At 55.4% G+C, this 19,636-nt stretch carries 21 protein-coding genes and 2 riboswitches; of the genes, 5 read left to right on the top strand and 16 right to left on the bottom strand.

Features of this window, described 5'->3' with window-relative positions:
* Positions 1–67 precede the first annotated feature (67 nt).
* Positions 68–177, top strand: a riboswitch (TPP riboswitch).
* 121 nt (positions 178–298) lie between these two features.
* The 3 genes from PT964_RS02740 to PT964_RS02730 all read left to right on the top strand — a co-directional run bounded on the left by PT964_RS02740 (position 299) and on the right by PT964_RS02730 (position 3,124).
* On the top strand, positions 299–895 hold the full coding sequence (locus PT964_RS02740; protein ID WP_274361782.1) for an ECF transporter S component: 597 nt from the start codon (positions 299–301) through the stop codon (positions 893–895).
* A gap of 67 nt (positions 896–962) precedes the next feature.
* Complete coding sequence (locus PT964_RS02735; protein ID WP_337995003.1) at positions 963–2,339, top strand: ABC transporter ATP-binding protein; 1,377 nt, start codon at positions 963–965, stop codon at positions 2,337–2,339.
* Positions 2,330–3,124 (top strand): energy-coupling factor transporter transmembrane component T family protein, encoded by a 795-nt coding sequence (locus PT964_RS02730; protein WP_274361780.1) that lies wholly within the window; start codon positions 2,330–2,332, stop codon positions 3,122–3,124. Before PT964_RS02735 ends, PT964_RS02730 begins: the two co-directional genes overlap by 10 nt.
* 42 nt (positions 3,125–3,166) lie before the next feature.
* Here PT964_RS02730 and thiE read toward each other — a convergent pair whose 3' ends face one another.
* From thiE to thiM, 3 genes are read right to left on the bottom strand one after another with little or no spacing between them, the layout of a single operon-like run.
* On the bottom strand, positions 3,167–3,820 hold the full coding sequence (gene thiE, locus PT964_RS02725) for a thiamine phosphate synthase (protein WP_425262665.1): 654 nt from the start codon (positions 3,818–3,820) through the stop codon (positions 3,167–3,169).
* Positions 3,821–3,825: 5 nt separating this feature from the next.
* A complete protein-coding gene (thiD, locus tag PT964_RS02720) occupies positions 3,826–4,650 on the bottom strand; it encodes a bifunctional hydroxymethylpyrimidine kinase/phosphomethylpyrimidine kinase (protein ID WP_274361778.1) in 825 nt (274 codons plus the stop codon).
* Positions 4,647–5,462 carry a hydroxyethylthiazole kinase gene (gene thiM / locus PT964_RS02715; RefSeq protein ID WP_274361777.1) on the bottom strand — a complete coding sequence of 272 codons (816 nt, stop codon included), beginning with the start codon at positions 5,460–5,462 and terminating at the stop codon, positions 4,647–4,649. Before thiM ends, thiD begins: the two co-directional genes overlap by 4 nt.
* Positions 5,463–5,563: 101 nt before the next feature.
* A riboswitch (TPP riboswitch) is annotated at positions 5,564–5,664 on the bottom strand.
* Between the two features lie 119 nt (positions 5,665–5,783).
* On the opposite strand from thiM, the gene PT964_RS02710 reads away from it, so the two are divergent.
* On the top strand, positions 5,784–6,407 hold the full coding sequence (locus tag PT964_RS02710; RefSeq protein WP_274361776.1) for a nitroreductase family protein: 624 nt from the start codon (positions 5,784–5,786) through the stop codon (positions 6,405–6,407).
* On the opposite strand, the gene PT964_RS02705 is transcribed toward PT964_RS02710, so the two are convergent.
* The 12 genes from PT964_RS02705 to proV all read right to left on the bottom strand — a co-directional run bounded on the left by PT964_RS02705 (position 6,398) and on the right by proV (position 17,152).
* Complete coding sequence (locus tag PT964_RS02705) at positions 6,398–6,979, bottom strand: nitroreductase family protein (protein ID WP_274361775.1); 582 nt, start codon at positions 6,977–6,979, stop codon at positions 6,398–6,400. The genes PT964_RS02710 and PT964_RS02705 overlap by 10 nt on opposite strands.
* 26 nt (positions 6,980–7,005) lie before the next feature.
* Positions 7,006–7,446, bottom strand: a complete 441-nt coding sequence (locus PT964_RS02700) for a Dps family protein (RefSeq protein WP_274361774.1) — start codon at positions 7,444–7,446, stop codon at positions 7,006–7,008.
* A gap of 85 nt (positions 7,447–7,531) precedes the next feature.
* On the bottom strand, positions 7,532–7,924 hold the full coding sequence (locus tag PT964_RS02695; protein ID WP_274361773.1) for a Fur family transcriptional regulator: 393 nt from the start codon (positions 7,922–7,924) through the stop codon (positions 7,532–7,534).
* Between the two features lie 110 nt (positions 7,925–8,034).
* Positions 8,035–8,943, bottom strand: a complete 909-nt coding sequence (locus tag PT964_RS02690; RefSeq protein ID WP_274361772.1) for an aminoglycoside phosphotransferase family protein — start codon at positions 8,941–8,943, stop codon at positions 8,035–8,037.
* Positions 8,943–9,968, bottom strand: coding sequence for a phosphotransferase (locus tag PT964_RS02685; protein WP_274361771.1), 1,026 nt, complete (start codon positions 9,966–9,968; stop codon positions 8,943–8,945). Before PT964_RS02685 ends, PT964_RS02690 begins: the two co-directional genes overlap by 1 nt.
* Positions 9,969–10,080: 112 nt before the next feature.
* Positions 10,081–10,758 carry an ABC transporter ATP-binding protein gene (locus tag PT964_RS02680; protein WP_274361770.1) on the bottom strand — a complete coding sequence of 226 codons (678 nt, stop codon included), beginning with the start codon at positions 10,756–10,758 and terminating at the stop codon, positions 10,081–10,083.
* The gene (locus tag PT964_RS02675; RefSeq protein WP_274361769.1) at positions 10,755–12,407 is read right to left on the bottom strand and encodes an ABC transporter permease; all 1,653 of its coding nucleotides are present in this window, start codon (positions 12,405–12,407) and stop codon (positions 10,755–10,757) included. Before PT964_RS02675 ends, PT964_RS02680 begins: the two co-directional genes overlap by 4 nt.
* Positions 12,408–12,411: 4 nt before the next feature.
* Positions 12,412–13,449: a Fe(3+) ABC transporter substrate-binding protein gene (locus tag PT964_RS02670; protein ID WP_274361946.1), complete on the bottom strand. Its 1,038-nt coding sequence runs from the start codon at positions 13,447–13,449 to the stop codon at positions 12,412–12,414.
* A gap of 283 nt (positions 13,450–13,732) precedes the next feature.
* Positions 13,733–13,933, bottom strand: coding sequence for a cold-shock protein CspD (cspD, locus tag PT964_RS02665; protein WP_110044167.1), 201 nt, complete (start codon positions 13,931–13,933; stop codon positions 13,733–13,735).
* Positions 13,934–14,234: 301 nt separating this feature from the next.
* Positions 14,235–15,119, bottom strand: a complete 885-nt coding sequence (locus PT964_RS02660) for a glycine betaine ABC transporter substrate-binding protein (protein ID WP_274361768.1) — start codon at positions 15,117–15,119, stop codon at positions 14,235–14,237.
* A complete protein-coding gene (locus PT964_RS02655) occupies positions 15,112–15,957 on the bottom strand; it encodes an ABC transporter permease (protein WP_274361767.1) in 846 nt (281 codons plus the stop codon). Before PT964_RS02655 ends, PT964_RS02660 begins: the two co-directional genes overlap by 8 nt.
* Positions 15,929–17,152 carry a glycine betaine/L-proline ABC transporter ATP-binding protein ProV gene (proV, locus tag PT964_RS02650; protein WP_274361766.1) on the bottom strand — a complete coding sequence of 408 codons (1,224 nt, stop codon included), beginning with the start codon at positions 17,150–17,152 and terminating at the stop codon, positions 15,929–15,931. The genes PT964_RS02655 and proV overlap by 29 nt, the downstream gene beginning before the upstream one ends.
* Before the next feature lie 258 nt (positions 17,153–17,410).
* Here proV and PT964_RS02645 point away from each other — a divergent pair, with 258 nt between their 5' ends.
* Entirely contained in the window at positions 17,411–17,974 is a 564-nt protein-coding gene (locus tag PT964_RS02645) for a GbsR/MarR family transcriptional regulator (RefSeq protein ID WP_274361765.1), read from the top strand.
* 50 nt (positions 17,975–18,024) lie between these two features.
* Here PT964_RS02645 and PT964_RS02640 read toward each other — a convergent pair whose 3' ends face one another.
* Entirely contained in the window at positions 18,025–19,578 is a 1,554-nt protein-coding gene (locus PT964_RS02640) for a glycine betaine uptake BCCT transporter (RefSeq protein WP_274361764.1), read from the bottom strand.
* Positions 19,579–19,636: the final 58 nt, after the last annotated feature.

Genomic DNA, 19,636 nt, shown 5'->3' with positions numbered 1-19,636 from the left:
TTTGTAACTAATCATATAATTTTTTGATTGCCAATGGAATGCGCTTGGTATACAGTAGAGTCAGTTGAATAGCATGTGCGGGGGCTTGATGAAGTCAGGCTGAGATAGCGGCCGTATGCCGCTGACCGTGAATCTGATCTGGGTAATGCCAGCGTAGAGAACACAAGGTGCAGCTTTTTTTTGCGCACTTTCTTTACCCGCCGCTTCCCGGCGGGTTTTTCTGTTCGCGGATCCGGAGCGTATTGCATGCTATGCAAACGACCTAATAAACCTTCATAAAGAAAGGGAGTATGCAGCAATGGCGGCAACGCAGCATCAATCGAAAGGTCTGAAGCTCACGGACATTCTCGTGACGATCGTCATCTCGGTCGTATTCGGGATCGTCTACAAAATTTGGGGGCCGATGTACGATGTGTTTAAACCGCTCGGCTTCGGGATGGAGCAATTAAGCTACGGCATGTGGTTTATCGCCGCAACGGTCGCATTCCTCATAATCCGCAAACCGGGCGTGGCTATTCTCGCGGAAGTCGCGGCTTCCAGCGTGGAGACGTTCTTCGGCGGAGAATGGGGCGCTTCGACGCTCATTTACGGATTTCTGCAAGGTTTTGGCGCGGAAATATTTTTCGCGGCGTTCCGTTACCGTGTCGCGAACGTATGGGTAACCTCCTTGGCGGCCATCGGCTCCGCTGTCGCGTCTTTATTCGTCGATTCCTACTACGGCTATATCGAGTCGCTCTCCTTCTGGAACTATTGCTTGTATATCGGGCTTAGGCTGCTCGGAAGCATTGTCATTGCGGGCATTTTCGCTTATTTCATCGCGAAGGCGCTCGAGAAAACAGGCGTCCTAAATCTGCTCCGGCCGGTGTCCAAACAAGATTACGAAGCGCTGGGCTGAGCCGATGGGTACAGGTACGGCTGCTTCCGTCACCAATCTAAAATTGAAGTACCCGGGAGAAGGCCCCTTGATATTCAAGGGGTTGTCTCTTTCTTTCCGCCGCGGCGAAAAGACGCTGCTGCTCGGGCCGAGCGGCTGCGGAAAATCGACCCTGCTTCAAGTGCTGAGCGGCATCGTCCCGCATACGGTCGAGCTTCCGATGAAGGCGGACGATCTCGTCGCGCCCGAGAAATTCGGATACGTATTTCAAGACCCGGACGCGCAATTTTGCATGCCTTACGTCGATGAAGAGCTCGCGTTCGTGCTTGAAAATTTGCAGGTTACCCGAGAACGCATGCCGGAGCTGATCCGCCGATACATCGAGCTTGTCGGCTTGCAGCTTAAAGATATTCATACGCCGATTCGGCAGCTGTCGCAGGGAATGAAGCAGCGGCTTGCCGTGGCGTGCATCCTGGCGCTCGAACCGGACGTTATTTTTCTGGACGAACCGACGGCGCTGCTCGATCCCGAAGGCACCGAGCAGGTGTGGGAGACGATCCGAAATATCGCGGAAGACAAAACGTTGATCGTCGTGGAGCACAAAATCGACGGCATCATCGGCTTCGTCGACCGCGTTGTCGTCTTCACACCCGACGGAGATGTTTTGGCCGACGGGCAGCCGGACGAAGTATTCCGCCGGTACCGCAAGGAGCTTACCGAATACGGCATATGGCATCCCGGCGTCTGGGACGATGCCGGTCCGCCGCTGCGAACGAAGCCGGCGCCTTCCGAGCGGACGGCGCCCGAGCCGGATGCGGATCGGCCGGTGCTGTCGCTGCGCGATTTCCGCGGCTTTCGCGGCGGCCGTCCCGCCGTTGCCGTGAGCCGCGCCGACGTGCAAGCCGGCGATTGGATCGCCGTCGTCGGCCCGAACGGCGCCGGGAAGAGCTCCTTGCTGCTGGCGATCATGCGGCTGATCCGCTCGGAAGGAAGCTGCCTCCTTCAAGGGACCGTCTGCCGCAAGCCGGAGCAGGCGGCGCTAGAGGCCGCGTTCGTGTTTCAAAACCCGGAGCTCCAATTCGTGACCGACTCGGTGGAGGCCGAGCTTGCCTTTTCGCTCGATCCGTCCGACCCCGCGGTTATCGAATCGGCGCTTGCAGCTTACGGCCTGCTGCCGCTTCGCGAGCGCCACCCGTATCAGCTGTCGATGGGGCAAAAGCGCAGGCTGAGCGTGGCAAGCGCTTTGATCCGAGGACAGCGGCTGCTGCTGCTCGATGAACCGACGTTCGGACTCGATGCGCGCAGCACCTTCCGGCTGCTCGTGCAGCTGGAGCGGCTGCGCGCCGAAGGAACGGCCATCCTTATGGTTACGCACGATCCGCACATCGTGCGCCGCTGCTGCAACCGAATATGGCGCGTTTCCGAAGGCAAGCTTACGGAAAGCGAGGCGATCGTATGGAGCTGACGTTCCCCCATCGGGAAACATGGCTGCACCGGGTGAACCCGGGGGTCAAGCTAATTGTCGCCGTCGGTATGTTCGTTGCGGTCGTTTTAATTCATAACATCAATATTATGATCAACCTGTGCATCGCTTCCTTGGCGTTATTGCTCGCATGCTCCGGTCATCCGTGGAAACGCATGCTGCTTTACCTTACCCCGTTCTTATTTCTCTTCGTCTCTTCCTCGACAGGGATGATGATGTTCGGTCAAGGGACGACGACCTGGTTCCGGTACGGGCTTGTTCATATTACGGAGGAAAGCTTCTATCGCGGGCTTCATCTCGGATTTCGCGCGCTGAATGTCGCTTCGGCGGGTTTGCTGTTCGGACTGACCACGAAGCCGGCCGCCTTGTTTTATGCGCTGATGCAGCAGTGGAAGCTTCCGCCGAAGTACGCGTACAGCTTCCTTGCCGCCCTCCGCATGGTGCCGACGATGCTCGACGAGTTCCAGGCGCTCCGGCACGCGCTGAAAATACGGGGCAAACGGAGACGCCGCGGCGCTGCCGGCTTCTACGACACGCTTCGCATGTATTCGATCCCGCTCTTGGCGCAAAGCATCCGCCGCGCGCACCGGACGGCGGTGGCGATGGAGGCGAAGCGGTTTACCGGAAGCGGCCGGCGCACCTACTATTATCAGGTGTCCTACTCAAGCTGGGACGCCGTTTATCTCGTTTGCACCGCGCTGCTTCTCGGCGCTTCGATATACGCCGGCACCGAGTGGCCCTACGTCGGAATAACGGATGTTCGGTAAACGCAAAGCCGCAGCGGATATACTTCTCCGCTGCGGCTTTCTTCAATTGCCGTAAACCGCTGCCTTTAAAGCGGCGGCGCTTGCCCTGATATCCGGCGCCGCGCTGATCGCGGTAATGACCGCGACGCCGTCCGCACCGGCGCGGATCACCTCGCCCGCGTTCGCCGCGGTAATCCCCCCAATCCCGACGATCGGCGTATCGCAGCCCTTTTCGCGCAGCGCGCGAATCAATGCCGTTCCCGATGCGGCCTTGGCGTCTTCCTTCGTCGTTGTCGGGAAAATCGGACCGATCCCGAAATAATCCGCTCCCTGCTCAAGCGCTGCCGCCGCCTCCTCCGGAGTATGAACGGATACGCCCAATATTTTGTCGCGGCCGAATTTGCTTCGGACCGATTGCGCCGTCTCATCCTCTTGCCCTACATGCACGCCGTCCGCATCGACGGCAAGCGCCAGCTCGATATCGTCGTTCACGAGGAACGGAATGCCTCTCTCGCGGCATAACCGCCTCATATCCGCCGCAAGCCGCAGCTTCGCTTCCCCCGTAAGCGCGCCCGCCCCTTTTTCGCGGAACTGAAACATCGTGATGCCTCCCGCAATGGCATCCTGCAATACATCAAGGGGCGGCTTCGAACTGTTGACGCTCCCCATCACAAAGTAAACCTTTAATTGGCCGCGAAGCGGCTCGTCCCGGTTCATCGCGCTCATTCGATACCTCCCCCTGTGCGCATTGCGGTCCTATTGCGATACGCCCAGTGGTTCGTCGGCCCGTGCCCGTTTCCGATCTCAATCCCGTTCTCGATCGCGGCCTGAATGAAAGCTTTGGCGGTCTTCACGGCCTCAGCCACCGGTCTGCCTTTGGCAAGCTCCGCGGCGATCGCCGCCGCGAACGTGCATCCGGTGCCGTGCGTACGTTTCGTCGCAACCTTCCTGCCCTCAAAATAGTGAAACTGCTTTCCGTCATACAGCAAATCGACGGCGCCCCCTTCTTCTCCGTGCCCGCCTTTAATCACGACATGCCTTGCGCCCAGCTCCGCCAAGCAGCGTGCGGCCAGCTTCCGGTCGTCCATCGTTCGAATGGCGATGCCGGTCAGCGCCTCGGCCTCCGGGATATTCGGCGTAATCGCTTCGGCCAGGGGGATCAGCTTCGTTCTTAAGGCGTCGACCGCATCCTCCCGCAATAACGGCGCGCCGCCTTTGGCAATCATGACCGGGTCGATGACCAGCTTGCTCCATCCGAACCGGGCGATTTGCTCGGCTACGGCGGCGATGATTTCGCCGCTGAACAGCATGCCCGTTTTCACCGCGTCGGCGCCGATATCCTCGCCGACGGACCGGATTTGGCTTACGACCGCTTCCACCGGCAACGGGTAGACGCCTTGGACGCCGAGCGTATTTTGTGCGGTTACGGCGGTAATCGCCGACATCCCGAATGCGCGCAGCTCTTGGAACGTCTTCAAATCCGCCTGGATTCCCGCCCCGCCGCCGCTGTCGGAACCGGCGATCGTTAAAACCCGGCAAGTTTTCATGACAGCACCGGCTCCTCGACGGCTCCCCGCTCGATGATGTGCTCTGCCGTCACCTTCGCAAGCTGGTTCAGCAGCTGCATTTGGAAGCTTCCGGGACCTTCTTCGCCGGCTATTTCCGCGGCGCGTTCCGCAGCCACCCCGTAGTAGACAAGCGCAGCCGCAGCCGCAGCGGGCAAAGCCTTCTCAACGGCGGCGAACGCGCCGATGACCGAGGTCAGCAAACAACCGGCTCCCGTCACTTTCGTCAGCATCGGATGACCGTTTCGTACGATATACGTCGTATTTCCGTCCGTGACGACGTCTTCCTTTCCCGTGATCACTACGGTCGTTTGGAGCTGCGCGGCTGCCGAGCGGGCAAGCTCGAGTACGCTGCCGTTCCCTTCCCCCGCATCGACCCCTTTGATCGTCCATTGCTGTCCGATTACATTCGCCACCTCGGCGCTGTTTCCGCGCAGTATGGAAACGCGCGCCCCGCTCATGATTATTCTTGCCGTTTCCGTGCGGTAAGGCGTCGCGCCGGCGCCGACCGGGTCGAAAATGACGGGTACGCCCGCTTCATTCGCCGCGCGTGCCGCGATCAGCATCGCCTCGACCTCGTCCTCGCTAAGCGTCCCTATATTGAGTACCAAAGCGCCTGCGATTTTCGCCATATCGGCGACTTCTTCTTTTGCATAAGCCATGACGGGCGAAGCGCCGAGCGCCAGCAATCCGTTCGCCGTAAAATTCGTTACGACGACGTTCGTAATGTTGTGCACGAGCGGGTTTTCTTCCCGCACCTTTTGGAGTAGTGCGGAAGCGTGCTGAAGGAACATGAATGATATCATCCTTTCGCGAAGTATTGGAAGTGCGGCCGAACAACAAAAAAAGCCGCTTTTCCGTAGAAAAGTGGCTTCATTCCGCAAAATGATATGTAAGCGAAACTGCTTCACTTCCCTACGCCGGTACAAACCGGATCAGGTTCGGAGGGTTCGGAAGCGATTCCGTCTCAGCCTTGCGGCACCCCTAGTGAATGAACATGATTTATTCCTTTATAGCACGTTTCTATGTATGTTTCAATCCGTCCCGGGATGGATTCCCGCCGGCCGAGCCATGCTAAATCCGTGCACCCATTTTATCGACAGGAGCGTAAACATATGACGGCAACCATCGATTTTACGAGCGTTCTTCTCGAAAGGCACTCCATCAAGCAGTACGACCCTAACGTCAAAATGTCCAAAAAAGAGATCAAATCGCTGGTCGAACTCGCCCAAAGGGCTCCCTCCGCTTGGAACCTGCAGCCTTGGAAGTTTTTGATCGTCGAATCGGACGAGCATAAACAAAGGCTGCTCCCCATTGCCAACGGGCAGCAGCAGGTTGTCCAAGCGTCGATCGTCGTTGCCGTGCTGGGCGATTTACAAGGCGACGAGAATGCCGAGCCCGTCTATCAACAAGCTGTAACCGCCGGATTTATTACGGAGGATATTAAGAACAGGCTCGTCGGGCAAATCCGCGATGCGTATAAAAATCCGAGCGTGGCTCACGACCAGGCCGTATTGAATGCTTCGCTCGCCGCGATGCAGCTCATGCTGGCCGCGAAGGAGCTCGGTTACGATTCCTGCCCGATGGGCGGCTTCGATCCGGACGGACTCGTCAAGGAGTTCCGCATTCCGGATCGGTACATCCCCTTATTGCTCATCTCTGTCGGCAAAGCGGCGAAGCCGCCGTACCCGAGCTCGCGCTTTCCCGCGGAGGACGTAATCGTCTGGAATCAATTTTGAACGCGGCCGAATTCGCCGAAATATAGCGATTCCTTCAGCTCCCGGCGGCCGTTCGGCTGCTCCCGGTCGCGGAGATTTTCGGGCAGGTCGTCTATTCCGCCCTGATAACCGATGGCTACGACGATGTGGAGCTGGTACTCCGGCGGAATGTTCAGCACGCTGCGCGCCTTCTCGCGGTCAAAGCCTCCCATCGGGTGCGTAACGAGGCCCTTGTTTACGGCTTCCAGCGCGAGGTACCCCCAGGCCGCCCCCGTGTCGAAGGCGTGCGTGCGCAGCGGCTTGTCTTCGTGATTGGTCGTTTTCGAAATAACTAAAGTTAATGCCGGCGCTTTTTCGCACCATACAAGGTTACTGGGGTTAATAAACGAATGAAACCGCTCAAGAGACTCCTTCGTATTGGCGATGACGAACCTCCACGGCTGATGGTTGTTCCCCGACGGAGCCCAGCGTGCCGCCTCGAACAAGCTTAACAGCACTTCCTCGGGGATTGTTTTGTCCGAAAACGATCTTGGGGACCAACGGTCGATAAAGACCCGATCGATCTCGTAGGTCGGTTTGCGCGGTTGACTCATAACTTCCACCCTTTCATGTTGTTTGCTTATTTACCCAAGAACGAATTCAGCATCCACACGTGCTTCTCAAGACCGGAATAGATGCCTAGCAACAAGTCGCCCGTCGTCTCGTCGCCTGCCGCATCGGCAAGCTCCATACCAAGCTTTAGCTCGCCCAGCAGCATGCGGAAATCGTCCGCCACCGCGCTCACCATCCCTTCGGCACTCTCTTCTCCGGACGCCTCTTGCACCGAAGCGAGCTTCAAGCTGCCCGCCATCGTCGCCACCGGCTTGCCGCCCAGCGCAAGCAACCGCTCCGCGAGCTCATCGATGTGCAGCGCCGCTTCGTTATACAGCTCCTCGAACTTCGCATGCAGCGTAAAAAATTGCTGCCCTTTCACATACCAGTGATAGCTATGGAGCTTTGTATAAAGTACGGTCCAATTGGCGATTTGTTTGTTTAATACGGCAAATAATTGGTCTCTCATGTTCATTCTCCTCCGTTATTATATAATATTTATAATTAGACTTAATCTAATTATCTGGGATAAGAAAACCGCAGGCGGCCCTGCTCTAATGAGCTTGGGCTCTGCATGCGGAGCAAACGCCTCTAAACACAATCTCGGAATGGTCGACCAAATAACCGGTCTCCGCTTCCACCGAACGAATCCAATCCGAGGGCGCTTCGGCCTGCACCTCGTCCAATCTTCCGCATCTTTGGCACACGATATGATGGTGATCGTCCAGCCGGGCGTCGTAACGGCTCGCCGCCTCGTCGAGCTTCAACTCGCGGATCACGCCCATTTCCGTCAAATAGCGCAGCGAATTGTAAATGGTGCCGTATGCGAAATTATGGCCCTTGCTTCTCAGCCGTTCGATAATTTCCGAGGCAGTCGGATGATCGTCGGATTGCCGAAGGAGCTCAAGTACGGCTTTTCGTTGGGTCGTCAAGTTCAGCTTGTTCATCGTCACCATTCCTGCCGTTGGATTTAGATTAAGTATAAATATAAATTAACAAAAAGTCAATTCCTCCTTACCTCCAATGATTCCACCGCTTCGTTTCCGTAATTTCTTCTCTACACCAGCTCCCTCAAACCTCTTCTATAGCTGCGGATTTGCTCCCTGGACGGCATAATCCTTTCAGCGGCGCGCACTGACTTGAAGATCCGCAGGTTCCGAACGACCGGATAAGGAACGAGCAGCAGCGCACGCAGCAAGCTTCTATCTTCGGCGCTTAGCGGCCTTTTCCGGTCGTAATACTCGATCCACTGCAGCATCCTATCGCTCTGCCATGGGAAATTGCGGTACAAAATATGGGCGAAATCTTGCATTCTCGAGCTGAGCGACGTATTTTCAAAATCGATCAGATGAATTTTTCCCGCTCCGTCCAACACTAGGTTCGGATAATTAAAATCGCCATGCGTAAACGCTCCGGCCGCCCGCTCCTGCTCGATGGCCTTCAAAACCGGCTCGGCCTTCAAACGCGCCGCCGCTTCATCGCAAAGCTCCGTAAGCCGGCCGAATCGGGAATGGCGCTTTAGCGTGTCTCGGTAAGAAGCAATGTTGTCCGGTATGCCGCCGTATCGGATTCTCGATTCCGGAGCCTCCGAGGAAGGATAGCCTTGAGCCGCCTTGTGAAACGAAGCAAGCCGCCGAATCGCTTTCTTATATTCGGACGATGCGCTGCCGCTAAAATCCGGCTGCCTTCCCCTCACCCAATTGGTGAGCATGTAGTGTACTTCCCGTCTGGTCACCCATTCCGTATTCCGGCGCGTCCGCAGCACCTTCGGCCCGTAATCGAAGCCCTGCTCCTCCAGATGAGCGAACGCTCGGGCTATAAACCGGACTTCCGCCTCGGGAATCGGATACGGCTTCAAGCAAAGATGACCGTGCTTCTTCGTTACGATCCGGTACACATCGCGAACCTTCATCGGCTTTACAATCGAGATCCCGTACTCCCGCTCCAGCTCGGTCCAAATCGTCATTACGCATCTCCTCCCGCATATCCGGTTGACCGTGCCCAATCGTCAAGCCAACGGACCGCTTCCATACGCTGCTCCCAAGAATCGGACACGATCCGAAACAGCGAATCCCCTTGCCCTTGCAGCTTCTTCTTGGCGCTGTACCACGCTTCGCGGGGCAAGCGAAACAATGCGCTGATCAGCAGCCGTTCCGCAGGCTTCAGCGGCTTCTCGCTTTCGTATCCCCTAAGCAACGCAGCCATAAATGCAGGCATACAGTGCGTCACGTTTGATAACGCTTTAGATATATCGTAATATGCCGAGTCCACGCGAAGCGTGTCCCAATCGATCAGAACCAGGCGCTCGTCATCGATCAGGACGTTAGGGATCGTCACGTCGCCGTGAATTAACGAAGGCCGGCTTGCTTCGTGCTCGATGATTTCCCGTACCTCCGGCCGCTTTACAATGTCCCACGCCTGTTTCGCCAGCTCCTTGCACCGCTCGCCGTTTTCTTTAAACCATCGGCCCGACGATGTTTTTTGTTTGCGGATTTTGGCCAGCACGGCAAGGAACTGTTTTTCCTGCCCCTGCAGCTTTTCGATTTGCCGGCGCGTATATCTCGATTTTTCCGATAATCGCCGCCTGCAAATCGAATGCAGCCTCCCAAGCGCCCTTCCGAGCTTCTCGTAATCGCCTTCATCGTCTGCCAAAGGTCTGCCCTTGATCCATTCCGTCATATAAAATATCGTTCCGCCATAGTCGACCCAGAGCTTCCCCGAACGGGTACGAAGCCAATCCGGCATATTCGGGTAGCCCTTTCTTTGCAGCTTCTTAATATGCGAGGCGATCCTGCGGATTTCCGAAGCGGCGGTGCGTTCGGATAAGGAGCTTTTGTGATACGGCTTTACAAGGAACCTCCCCTTATCGGTAGACACCCGGAAGGCGGCATCATGCCTGTAGATGGAGTCGTACGCTTTGATGCGCTCCGCTCTAAGCCCATACTTTTTGACAATATCTCGGATGCTCTCTTGACGGATCGGTTTGTTCAATGGGATGACCTCCGCGCCGCGCGCTTTTTCCGATAGTTTATTCCGCATTCCCCCATGCCGTTACGGACGACCGCCCTGCCGGCGCATAAAAAAAGGAGCCGTTCGGCTCCCGCTATCGGATATCGATAATACCTTCATCGTGCGCTTGCTTCCCGATCTTGACGGTCCGGTCGCAGATCGCGTCCACGTCCTGCTGATCGTGGGTGACGAACAGGCAGGTCATCTCCGCCCGCTTCAATATATCGCGCAGCTCGCTGCGGATCGCAGCCTTCAGCCCGGCGTCGAGGTTGCTGAACGGCTCGTCCATAAGGAGCAGTGCCGGCTTAGGCGCCAGCGCGCGCGCCAAGGCGACGCGCTGCTGCTGTCCGCCGCTCAGCTCGTGCGGATACCGCCGTTCGAAGCCGGTCAGCTGGACCAGCTCCAGCATCTCCTTCAGACGCTTGGCCCTTTCGGCTTTGCTCATCCGGTGCAGTCCGAATTCAATATTTTTCGCCACGTTCAGGTGCGGGAACAGCGCGTAATCTTGAAACACCATCCCTACGCCCCGATCCTCGGGAGGGATAAACTCCGTTTCATCCACCACCGTGCGGTCCGCTATGCCGATCCTGCCCCCGGCAGGCGCTTCCAAGCCGGCAATCAAGCGAAGCAGCGTGCTCTTGCCGCTGCCGCTCTCGCCGATAATCCCGACAATCTCTCCCCGATCCATCGCGAAGGAGAACCGGTCGATGACTGCGGCTTTGGACTTCGTATAAGTGAACGAAAGCTTGTGAACCTCTACGAAGCGGCTCATTGTTCCTCTCTCCTTCCGAGCTGATGAAATACAATTATGGAAATAAAGCTTACGCCGATAATGAATAAGGAAGGAACGGCCGCGGCGAAAATGCGCTCATCCCCTGCATACTGGTATGCCTTCGTCGCGAGCGTGTCGAAATTGAACGGCCGCAGCAGCAGCGCCAGCGGCAGCTCCTTGACGATTTCCACGAACGTTAAGATGACCCCGCTCAGCAGCGCCCCTTTCAGCAAGGGCAGATCGACCTTAAAGAACGTTCTTGTAATTCCCGCCCCCAGCATGCGGGCCGCCTCGAAATATTTCGGTCCCGTTCGTTCGAAGCCCGCCTCGACGGCGTTGTAGCCGGTCGCCATAAAGCGGACGACATATGCGGCTGCAAGCATGACCAACGATAAGCTCAGCACCAGCGGGTTTTCCCCTAAGCCCATTCGGAAGTATAACGGCGCGAGCAATCGGTCCAGCCAAATAAAGACCGCCAGCATGCCGATCGCGATAATGGCCCCGGGGACCGAATAGCCTGCGGTAATCGACTTGCCCAGCACGGCGACGAACCCGTTGTTCAGCATGCGGCTCGTATTGGCCACCAGCACGGCAATAACCATGATCAAGGCGGTTGACGTCACGGCGACGGTAATTGTATTGCGCGTCAGCTCCCAGAAATCCGAGGTAAGCAGCACGTCGGCATACGTCCAATGCGCCCACTGAAGCAGCTGCAGCACCGGAATGACGAAGGATACGCAGAAGATGGCGAGACATAGCGCCGTCGCTCCCCATGCTGCGGCGCCCTTCAGCTTGATCGGTACGAGCGGACTGCCGCGGCCCGTCGTCGAGCTGAATCTTTGACCGCCGCGCAGCACGCGCTCGAGCACAATGACGAACAAAATACCGATCATAAACCATGCCGCCAGCCGCGTTGCCGACTCAATGTCGTACATGCCGAACCAAGTTTGAAATATGGCGGTGGTGAACGTCTGAACGCCGTAATAATTGACTACCCCGTAATCGCTGAGCACCTCGAAGGCGACAAGCACGACGCCGCCGACAATCGCCGGCCTCGATATCGGGAGCGCGACGCGAAGGAAGATCGACAGCGGTTTCCTCCCAAGCAGCCTCGCATTCTCGATATAAGAGCCGCTCTGCCTCTCCAGGAACGACCGGGTAATCATGAACACGTACGGATAAAGGAACATGGTGAAAATAAAAATCGCGCCTCGGATCGACATCATATCAAACCATCCGGGCTGCACGGCAACCCCCAGTTCGCGCAGCGTCTTCTGGACATTCCCGGTATAGCTCAGCATGTTGCTGTACGTATAAGCGGCTATATAAGGAGGAACGGCCAGCGGCAAAATAAGCGCCCAGCGGAAAAAAGCTTTAAGCGGGAAATCGTAGACCGCAATCAGCCAGGCAAGCAACGTACCGATCACTACGGTAAAAAAGCCCGTAAACACGACAAGCCAAACGGATTGGAGCGCATAATCCAGCAGCATAAATTGCCGGATATGCGCCCAATTTTCGTTCGGCGGTCCGAATACGGAGACGAGAACAGCAGCAATCGGCAGCAATAGGATTGCTGCCGACGGAAGACTGATACATAGCCAGCCGTTTATATGCTTTTTCATGCTGCGCTGGATTGTACCGGTTTGCATACTGTTATTTCCAACCTACTTTGTTCATAATTTCAACTGCTGTTTTGTTATATTCGCCAAGCTTCCCAAAATCAATGTCCTGCGCTTTAAATTCGCCCCACGATGCGAGCAGCTCGGGAACTTTAGCCTGCTTATTCACCGGATATTCGAAGTTTTCAGCCGATACGGTCTCTTGCGCTTCCACTCCGGTCAAAAATTCAATTAATATGATCGCATTTTCCTTGTTTTTGCTGTTTTTGATCAAGCCGGCGCCGCTGATGTTCTGATGCGTGCCGGTCGTTTGCTGATTCGGGAAGAAGACGCCCACTTGCTCGGCTACTTTCACTTCCTCCGGATCTTCGGAATGGTACAATTGGCCGACGTAGTACGTATTCATAATCGCTACGTCGCCGATGCCCGCAACGACCGCCTTCGCCTGGTCGCGGTCGCCGCCTTCGGGATCGCGGGCCATGTTCGCCGCGATGCCTCTCGCCCACTCCTCCGCCTTCTGCTCGCCGTCGATGGCGATGAAGGAAGCCAGAAGCGATTGGTTGTACAAATTAGTCGAAGACCGAACCAGAATTTTGCCCTTCCATTTATCCGTCGCTAAATCTTCATAGGTGGACAGTTGATCCGGCGTAACCCGGTCCTTCGAATAGACGATGACGCGGGCGCGGGTGGACAAACCGATCCATTCGTTGTCGGTATCGCGAAGGTTCTTCGGCACCTGCTCGTCGATAACGGCGGATTCCACAGGCTGAAGAATGCCGTTCTGCTTCGCATTGTTCAGTATGCCGCCGTCCACGGTAATGAACAAATCGGCGGGCGTGCTTGCGCCTTCGCGCTTAATGCGCTCAATCAGCTCTTCCGCTTTGCCGTCCACGACATTGACCTTGATGCCGGTCTCTTGCGTAAAACGTTCGTATAGTTTCGCGTCGACGTCGTAATGCCGTGCCGAATAAACGTTAACCTCTTTGCTGCCCTCTGTGCCGGTGTCTTTATTCTCTTGAGCGCCAGAGTTTTGCGTGCCGGAAGCGCAGCCGGTAATCAACGCGGCGGTCATAACGGCGGTAAGCAATAATGTCCCTGCTCTATGTAATTTCACAAGGAAACTCCCCTTTTTTCATGTTGGTAATGAAAATCATTATCAATTGACATGTTGAATGATAACATCGGTTTTTTGATCCTGTCAACACATTAAAAGCGAACGGGAATTTTTGGCAATAACGCGAAACAAAAACGGGGCGGAAGATGAGCCTCCACCCCCGAAAATTTATACACTTTGGCGTTAAACAAAAAACTGCCTCCGGCACTATAGCCGAGGGCAGTTTCTTCATTGGTTTAAATTACAGCTTAACGACGTTCTCGGCTTGCGGGCCGCGGTTGCCTTGAACGACGTTGAACTCAACGCGTTGGCCTTCGTCCAAAGATTTGTAGCCGTCGCCGACGATTGCGCTGAAATGAACGAATACGTCGTTGCCGCCTTCTACCTCGATAAAGCCGAAGCCTTTCTCCGCGTTAAACCATTTTACTGTACCTGTTTGCATGGATCTTCCTCCAGAACATAAATTTTACACCTTTTCCAATAAAAAAATTCACATATTGCAAAAGGCGCCATCGTCAAAATGATAACCTCTTACAATGTGTGAATTGCGAGTTTAGGTCTCAAATACGATATAAACAATATAACACACCCCGCTTCAATTCACAAATGAATTATTTTTTCAGTACAAAAAATCGCGAAAAAAAACCGTGTTAGCGGAAAACGCCTTCCGTTAAATCGCCGAATTGCACCGGCGCTGTGCGCCAAAAAAAGCCGCCGATCCATAAAGATCAGCGGCCCATCCGTTATTCGATGCCTTCCACCCATGCGTCGACTTTGTCCTTATTCGCCTCAACCCATTCCTTGGCCGCATCCTCAGGGGACGCTCCGTCCTGGATTTTCACCATGACCGCAGCCATATCGTCCGGGGTCCAGTTGAACCGGTCAAGCATCTTGTACGCGTTCGGCTGATCTTCTTCCAGCCCTTTGCGCGCGATCGTATGAATTTGCTCGTCTCCGCCGTATACGCCTTGCGGATCCTCAAGATATTTCAAATCCATCTTGCCGAACTTCCAGTGCGGCGTCCAGCCCGTGACGATAATCGGCGCTTGCTTGTCGTATGCGGACATCAGCTCTGTCGCCATCGTCGCGGACGAGCTTTCAAGCAGCGTCCAGCCTTCGAGACCGTACGTCTCGATCGCTTTTTCCGTCGCCATCATCAACCCGGCGCCCGGCTCGATTCCGATAATGGTGTTTTTCACCGAATCGGCAACCTCTTTCTTCTTCAAATCTTCAATAGAGTTGATGTCCATATAAGCAGGCACGACAAGTCCGATTTTGGTGCCGTCAAGGTTCGGGCCCAAGTCTACGAACTTTCCTTCATTCTCCTTATAGTAGCTCTCGTGCGTGGAAGGAAGCCATGCCGCCACCATTGCGTCGGCGCTTCCGTCCGAGACGCCGGCCCACATCGGGCCCGCATCGACCTGAAGCAGCTCTACGTCATATCCGAGCCGGTTCTCCAGCACGTATTCCACGACATGTGTACTTGCAATCTCCGAATCCCAAGCTACATACGCCAGCTTAAGCTTCTTATCCTTCGCTCCGCCTGCGGAGCAGCCGGCTATGGCGAATACCGCGACAACGGCCGCCAGAAGCAGCAGCAAGCTTCTTCCCCTTGTTCCGTTAAGCATTTGTACCTCTCCCCTTTTTAATGAAATTATGAGTAAAACGGTCCAGCACAATCGCCAAAATGACGACCGCCAAACCGGCCTCAAACCCGACACCGGTTTTTACCTGTGTAATCGCCTGATACACTTTGGAGCCTACGCCCTGCGCGCCGATCATGGACGCGATGACGACCATCGAAAGCGACAGCATGATCGTTTGATTGACGCCGGCCATAATTGTCGGCACCGCAAGCGGCAGCTGCAGCTTAAACAGCTTTTGCGACGAAGTGGAGCCGAAGGCGTCCGCCGCCTCCGCCAAGTCTTTCGGAACCTGGCGGATGCCGAGGTTCGTCAGGCGGATCGTCGGCGGAATCGCAAAGATCACCGAGGCGATGACGCCGGGCACGACCCCGAGCGAGAAGAACGACACCGCCGGAATGAGATATACGAAGGCGGGCATCGTCTGCATAAAATCGAGCACCGGGGTCACAACGCTCTGCACCGCATTGCTTTGTGCGCACCAAATGCCGACGGGCACGCCGATCATGATCGAAATGAGTGCGGAGGTAAGCACCAGCGAAAGCGTTTGCATCGTCGGATCCCACAACTGCAGGTTCCAAATCAGTAAAAATCCGACCAGCGTAAATAAAGCAAGCTTCCAGCGGCCGAGCAAGTAAGCGACAATCGTAAACATAATAATCAGCACCGGCGCCGGAACGACGTCAAATACAAATTCAAAAGTCCCTACGATCGAGCCGATGATCGTTCGAATCACATCAAACAACGGTTGAAAATGATTCTCCAGCCACGACTCCAGCGACTCGATCCAATCCTTAAGCGGAAGTCTCGGAATACCCGCCATTCGACCACCGTCCTTCCACATTCTGATTCCCTGCCAGCGCGGCGAGCACCGCGCCTTTAATGATGATCCCGAGCAGCCGGTCGTTATTGTCGATTACGGCGACCGGAACGCGTGCCTCCCCGACCGGTTGAAACAAGTCGTTCAGCAGCGTGTCGGGCGATACTCTCGGCACGTCCGTTATGATAATGTCCTGAAGCGTCTTGCCTTCCTTGACCGCAGCCGACGCGTCCTCGGCGGTAATCGCCCCGAGCAGCGTACGGTTCGCATTGACGACGTACAGATTCGATATCCCTTGGTCCTTCATGAGCTGCAGCGCAACCCGCGGTCCGCGATCCGGGGTAATCGTCTCCGGTCTGCGCATGACGTGCGAGGCGGTCAACACCTTGGACAGGTCGACATCCTCCACGAATCTCTCCACATAGTCGTTCGCAGGGCTTGTCAAGATTTGCTCCGGCGTGCCGATTTGGACGACGGCGCCGTCCTTCATGAGCGCGATGCGGTCGCCGATGCGAAGCGCTTCGTTCAAATCGTGCGTAATGAACACGATCGTCTTCTTCATCTTCGTTTGCAGCTGCAGCAGCTCATCCTGCATATCCTTGCGGATGAGCGGGTCGAGCGCGCTGAACGCTTCGTCCATGAGCAGCACGTCCGGATCGTTCGCCAGCGCGCGGGCAAGTCCGACACGCTGCTGCATTCCCCCGCTGAGCTGATCAGGGCGCTTGCTCTCCCAGCCTGCGAGCCCGACGAGTTCAAGCGCTTGCAGCGACTTTTCGCGTCTAAGCTTCTTAGGGACGCCTTGCACCTCGAGCCCGTACTCCACGTTCTCCAGTACCGTACGGTGAGGGAACAGGGCGAATTTTTGAAACACCATGCTGATTTGCTTCCGCCGGATGGAGCGCAGCTCCTCCGCGTCAGCCTTTACGATGTCCTTGCCGCCTATGAGCACCTGCCCGTCCGTCGGCTCGATCAACCGGTTCAGCAGCCGCACCAGCGTCGACTTGCCGCTGCCCGACAAACCCATAATGACGAAAATTTCGCCGGGCTCGATCGCGAAGCTGACACGGTTGACCCCTACCGTCTGGTGCGTTTCCTTCAGGATTCGATCCTTCGTCCATCCTTGCTGCAATAACGGAATCGCTCGTTTCGGGTCGCTGCCGAATATTTTTGTAACTTGCTTAACCTCTATAATCGGCATACTTCCCCCCCTTTCTAAAAGTGGCGTTTTTTCCCGTGGCGTGTTGTTTTAAGTCTATAGAAATACGTTCCGATGGGTCAAAACGGGTATGGGGCCGTATAGTTTGTAAAGTAAAAACTTTACGTACAATACATACTGTATACTCCGTCATACTCCCGATTCCTTCCTTTTCACAGCTTTACACGGACGACTCCATTCCCTACAATATTCGTATTACTGTCACGCTACCGTGCAGTCTCCCGCAGGAGGAGGAACGCAATGAACGAATTTAAGGGAATATCGGAAGAGCATGCAAAGAGAATTCAAGCGGTAAGGCAGCGTGTCATTGAAACAATCGGAAACAATATGGACTTGTACGGCATTACAATGTCCATTGGCCATATGTACGGGCATATGTACTTCAGCAACGAGCCGGTCACCTTGGATGACATGGGCGATGTGATGGGCATGAGCAAAACGAGCATGAGCACGGGTATGCGCACATTGACCGATTTGAAGATGGTGCACAAGGTATGGGGGAAGGGATCGCGTAAAGACCTGTTCGACGTGGAGAGGGATTGGCATCAGACGTTCGTCGATTATTTCTCTATTCGCTGGCGGAAATCCGTCGAAATGAACGTTCAAGTCATCAACAAGGCGCTAGTGGAGCTCGGAAAACTGAGGCAATCGGCCCAGGATGCCGAGGATACGGCGCTGCTGGCGCTGATCGACCGGGATGAGCAGAAGATGCAGGAAGCGCTGAAGTATTATGTGTGGGTCGAGCGGTTGATCGATTCCTTCGAAACGGGCGAAATATACAAGCTTGTACCGAAAGAGACGTAAAGCCGTAAAAAGGCAGTCCTCCGTTTTAAAGGAAGGCTGCCTTTTTGTTTTTACCGGGCTTTCTTGCGTAAGTTTGGAGCGGACGACTCAGCCGCTTCCGTCTCTCCCCCCGGGCCTGACCGCCGCGGCGGCCGCGACTCCCGGCTGAACGCCTTCAGCATCGATACCGCCATCATAATGAGCACGAACGCCAGCGGGAAGGCGCTAACGATAATCGCCGTCTGCATCGCTTCGAGTCCTCCGGACAGCATTAGAATGACCGCCGAAGCCGAAAGCAGCAAGCCCCAGACGATTTTCACGATGTTAGGCGGGTTCAAGCTTCCTCCCGTCGTCTGCATGCCTAAGACGAAGACTGCCGAATCGGCCGATGTCACGAAGAAGGAGGCGATCAGCAGCAGCGTCACGACGATCAGCCCCAACGTGAGCGGCATGTGCTCGTACACGAAAAACAACGCCGTCTCCAAGCTTTTATCCGAAATGACAACGCCGCGGTTATACTCCATGTTAATGGCGGTTCCTCCGAACACAGCGAACCAAAACGCGCAGACGAACGTCGGAATGAGGGTTACCGCAATGACGAATTCCCTGACGGTTCTCCCCTTCGAAACCCTTGCAATGAACGTGCCGACAAACGGCGCCCACGCGATCCACCAAGCCCAGTAAAAAATTGTCCAGTTTTGCAGCCAAGCCGCTCTTTCCGGATTGAACGGCGCAAGGCGAAGACCCATGCTCGGCAAATTTTGCGCGTATTCTCCTAACGTCGTGATAAACAAATTCAGCAAAAACACGGTCGGTCCGATAAATAGAACGAAGAATAAGAGAATGACCGCCAAAACCATATTGGCGTTGCTGAGATATTTGATTCCTCGATCCAATCCGGTTCCTGCGGAAAGCAGAAACAGCACCGTCACTACCGCAATGATGATCAGCTGAACGATAAAATTGTTGGGAATAGCCGACACGTAGCTTAGACCCCCGTTGATTTGGGCCGCACCGAGCCCCAGGGAAGCCGCTACGCCGAATAACGTGGCGAACACGGCGATCGTATCGATCACGGTGCCCGCCGTTCGGTTCATCCTTTGTTCTCCGAACAGCGGATACAGCGCAGCGCTCATCAGACCGGGATAGCCCTTGCGAAACTTAAAATAAGCGAGCGCTAACGCGATGGTCGCGTAAATCGCCCATGCGTGCAGTCCCCAATGAAGGTACGTATACCTTAAGGCCAGCTTGGCGGATTCATCCGTATGCCCGGTTCCGAGAGGGGGGGCCGCGAAATGCGAAATCGGCTCGGACACGCCGAAAAAGACAAGCCCGATCCCCATGCCGGCGCTGAACAGCATCGCAAACCATGTCGGCCGGTTAAATTCCGGCCGGTCCTCCTCCTTGCCCAGTTTGATTTTCCCGTACTTGCTAAACACGAGAAACAGGGCAAACACAAGGAAAAAAGTCGCACACAGCTGATAAAACCAACCGAACTTCACGAGAAAAAACGCCTGGAGGTAGGTCATGGTTTCGGATAAGTTATCGGGGAACACCGCGCCCCAAAGCACGAATAGCAAGGTCAAAACGATGGAAATCCAAAATACTTTCGTAACGCGTTTCATTCGCCGCTCACACTCCTTACCTTATAGTGTCAGCGGCGCCAATTTTCCATACATCAAA

The organism is Paenibacillus thermotolerans (genome assembly GCF_028745515.1).
Classification (GTDB): domain Bacteria; phylum Bacillota; class Bacilli; order Paenibacillales; family YIM-B00363; genus Paenibacillus_AE; species Paenibacillus_AE thermotolerans.
Note: the sequence above shows the minus strand (reverse complement) of the source record. Positions and strands in the feature narration are given on the sequence as shown.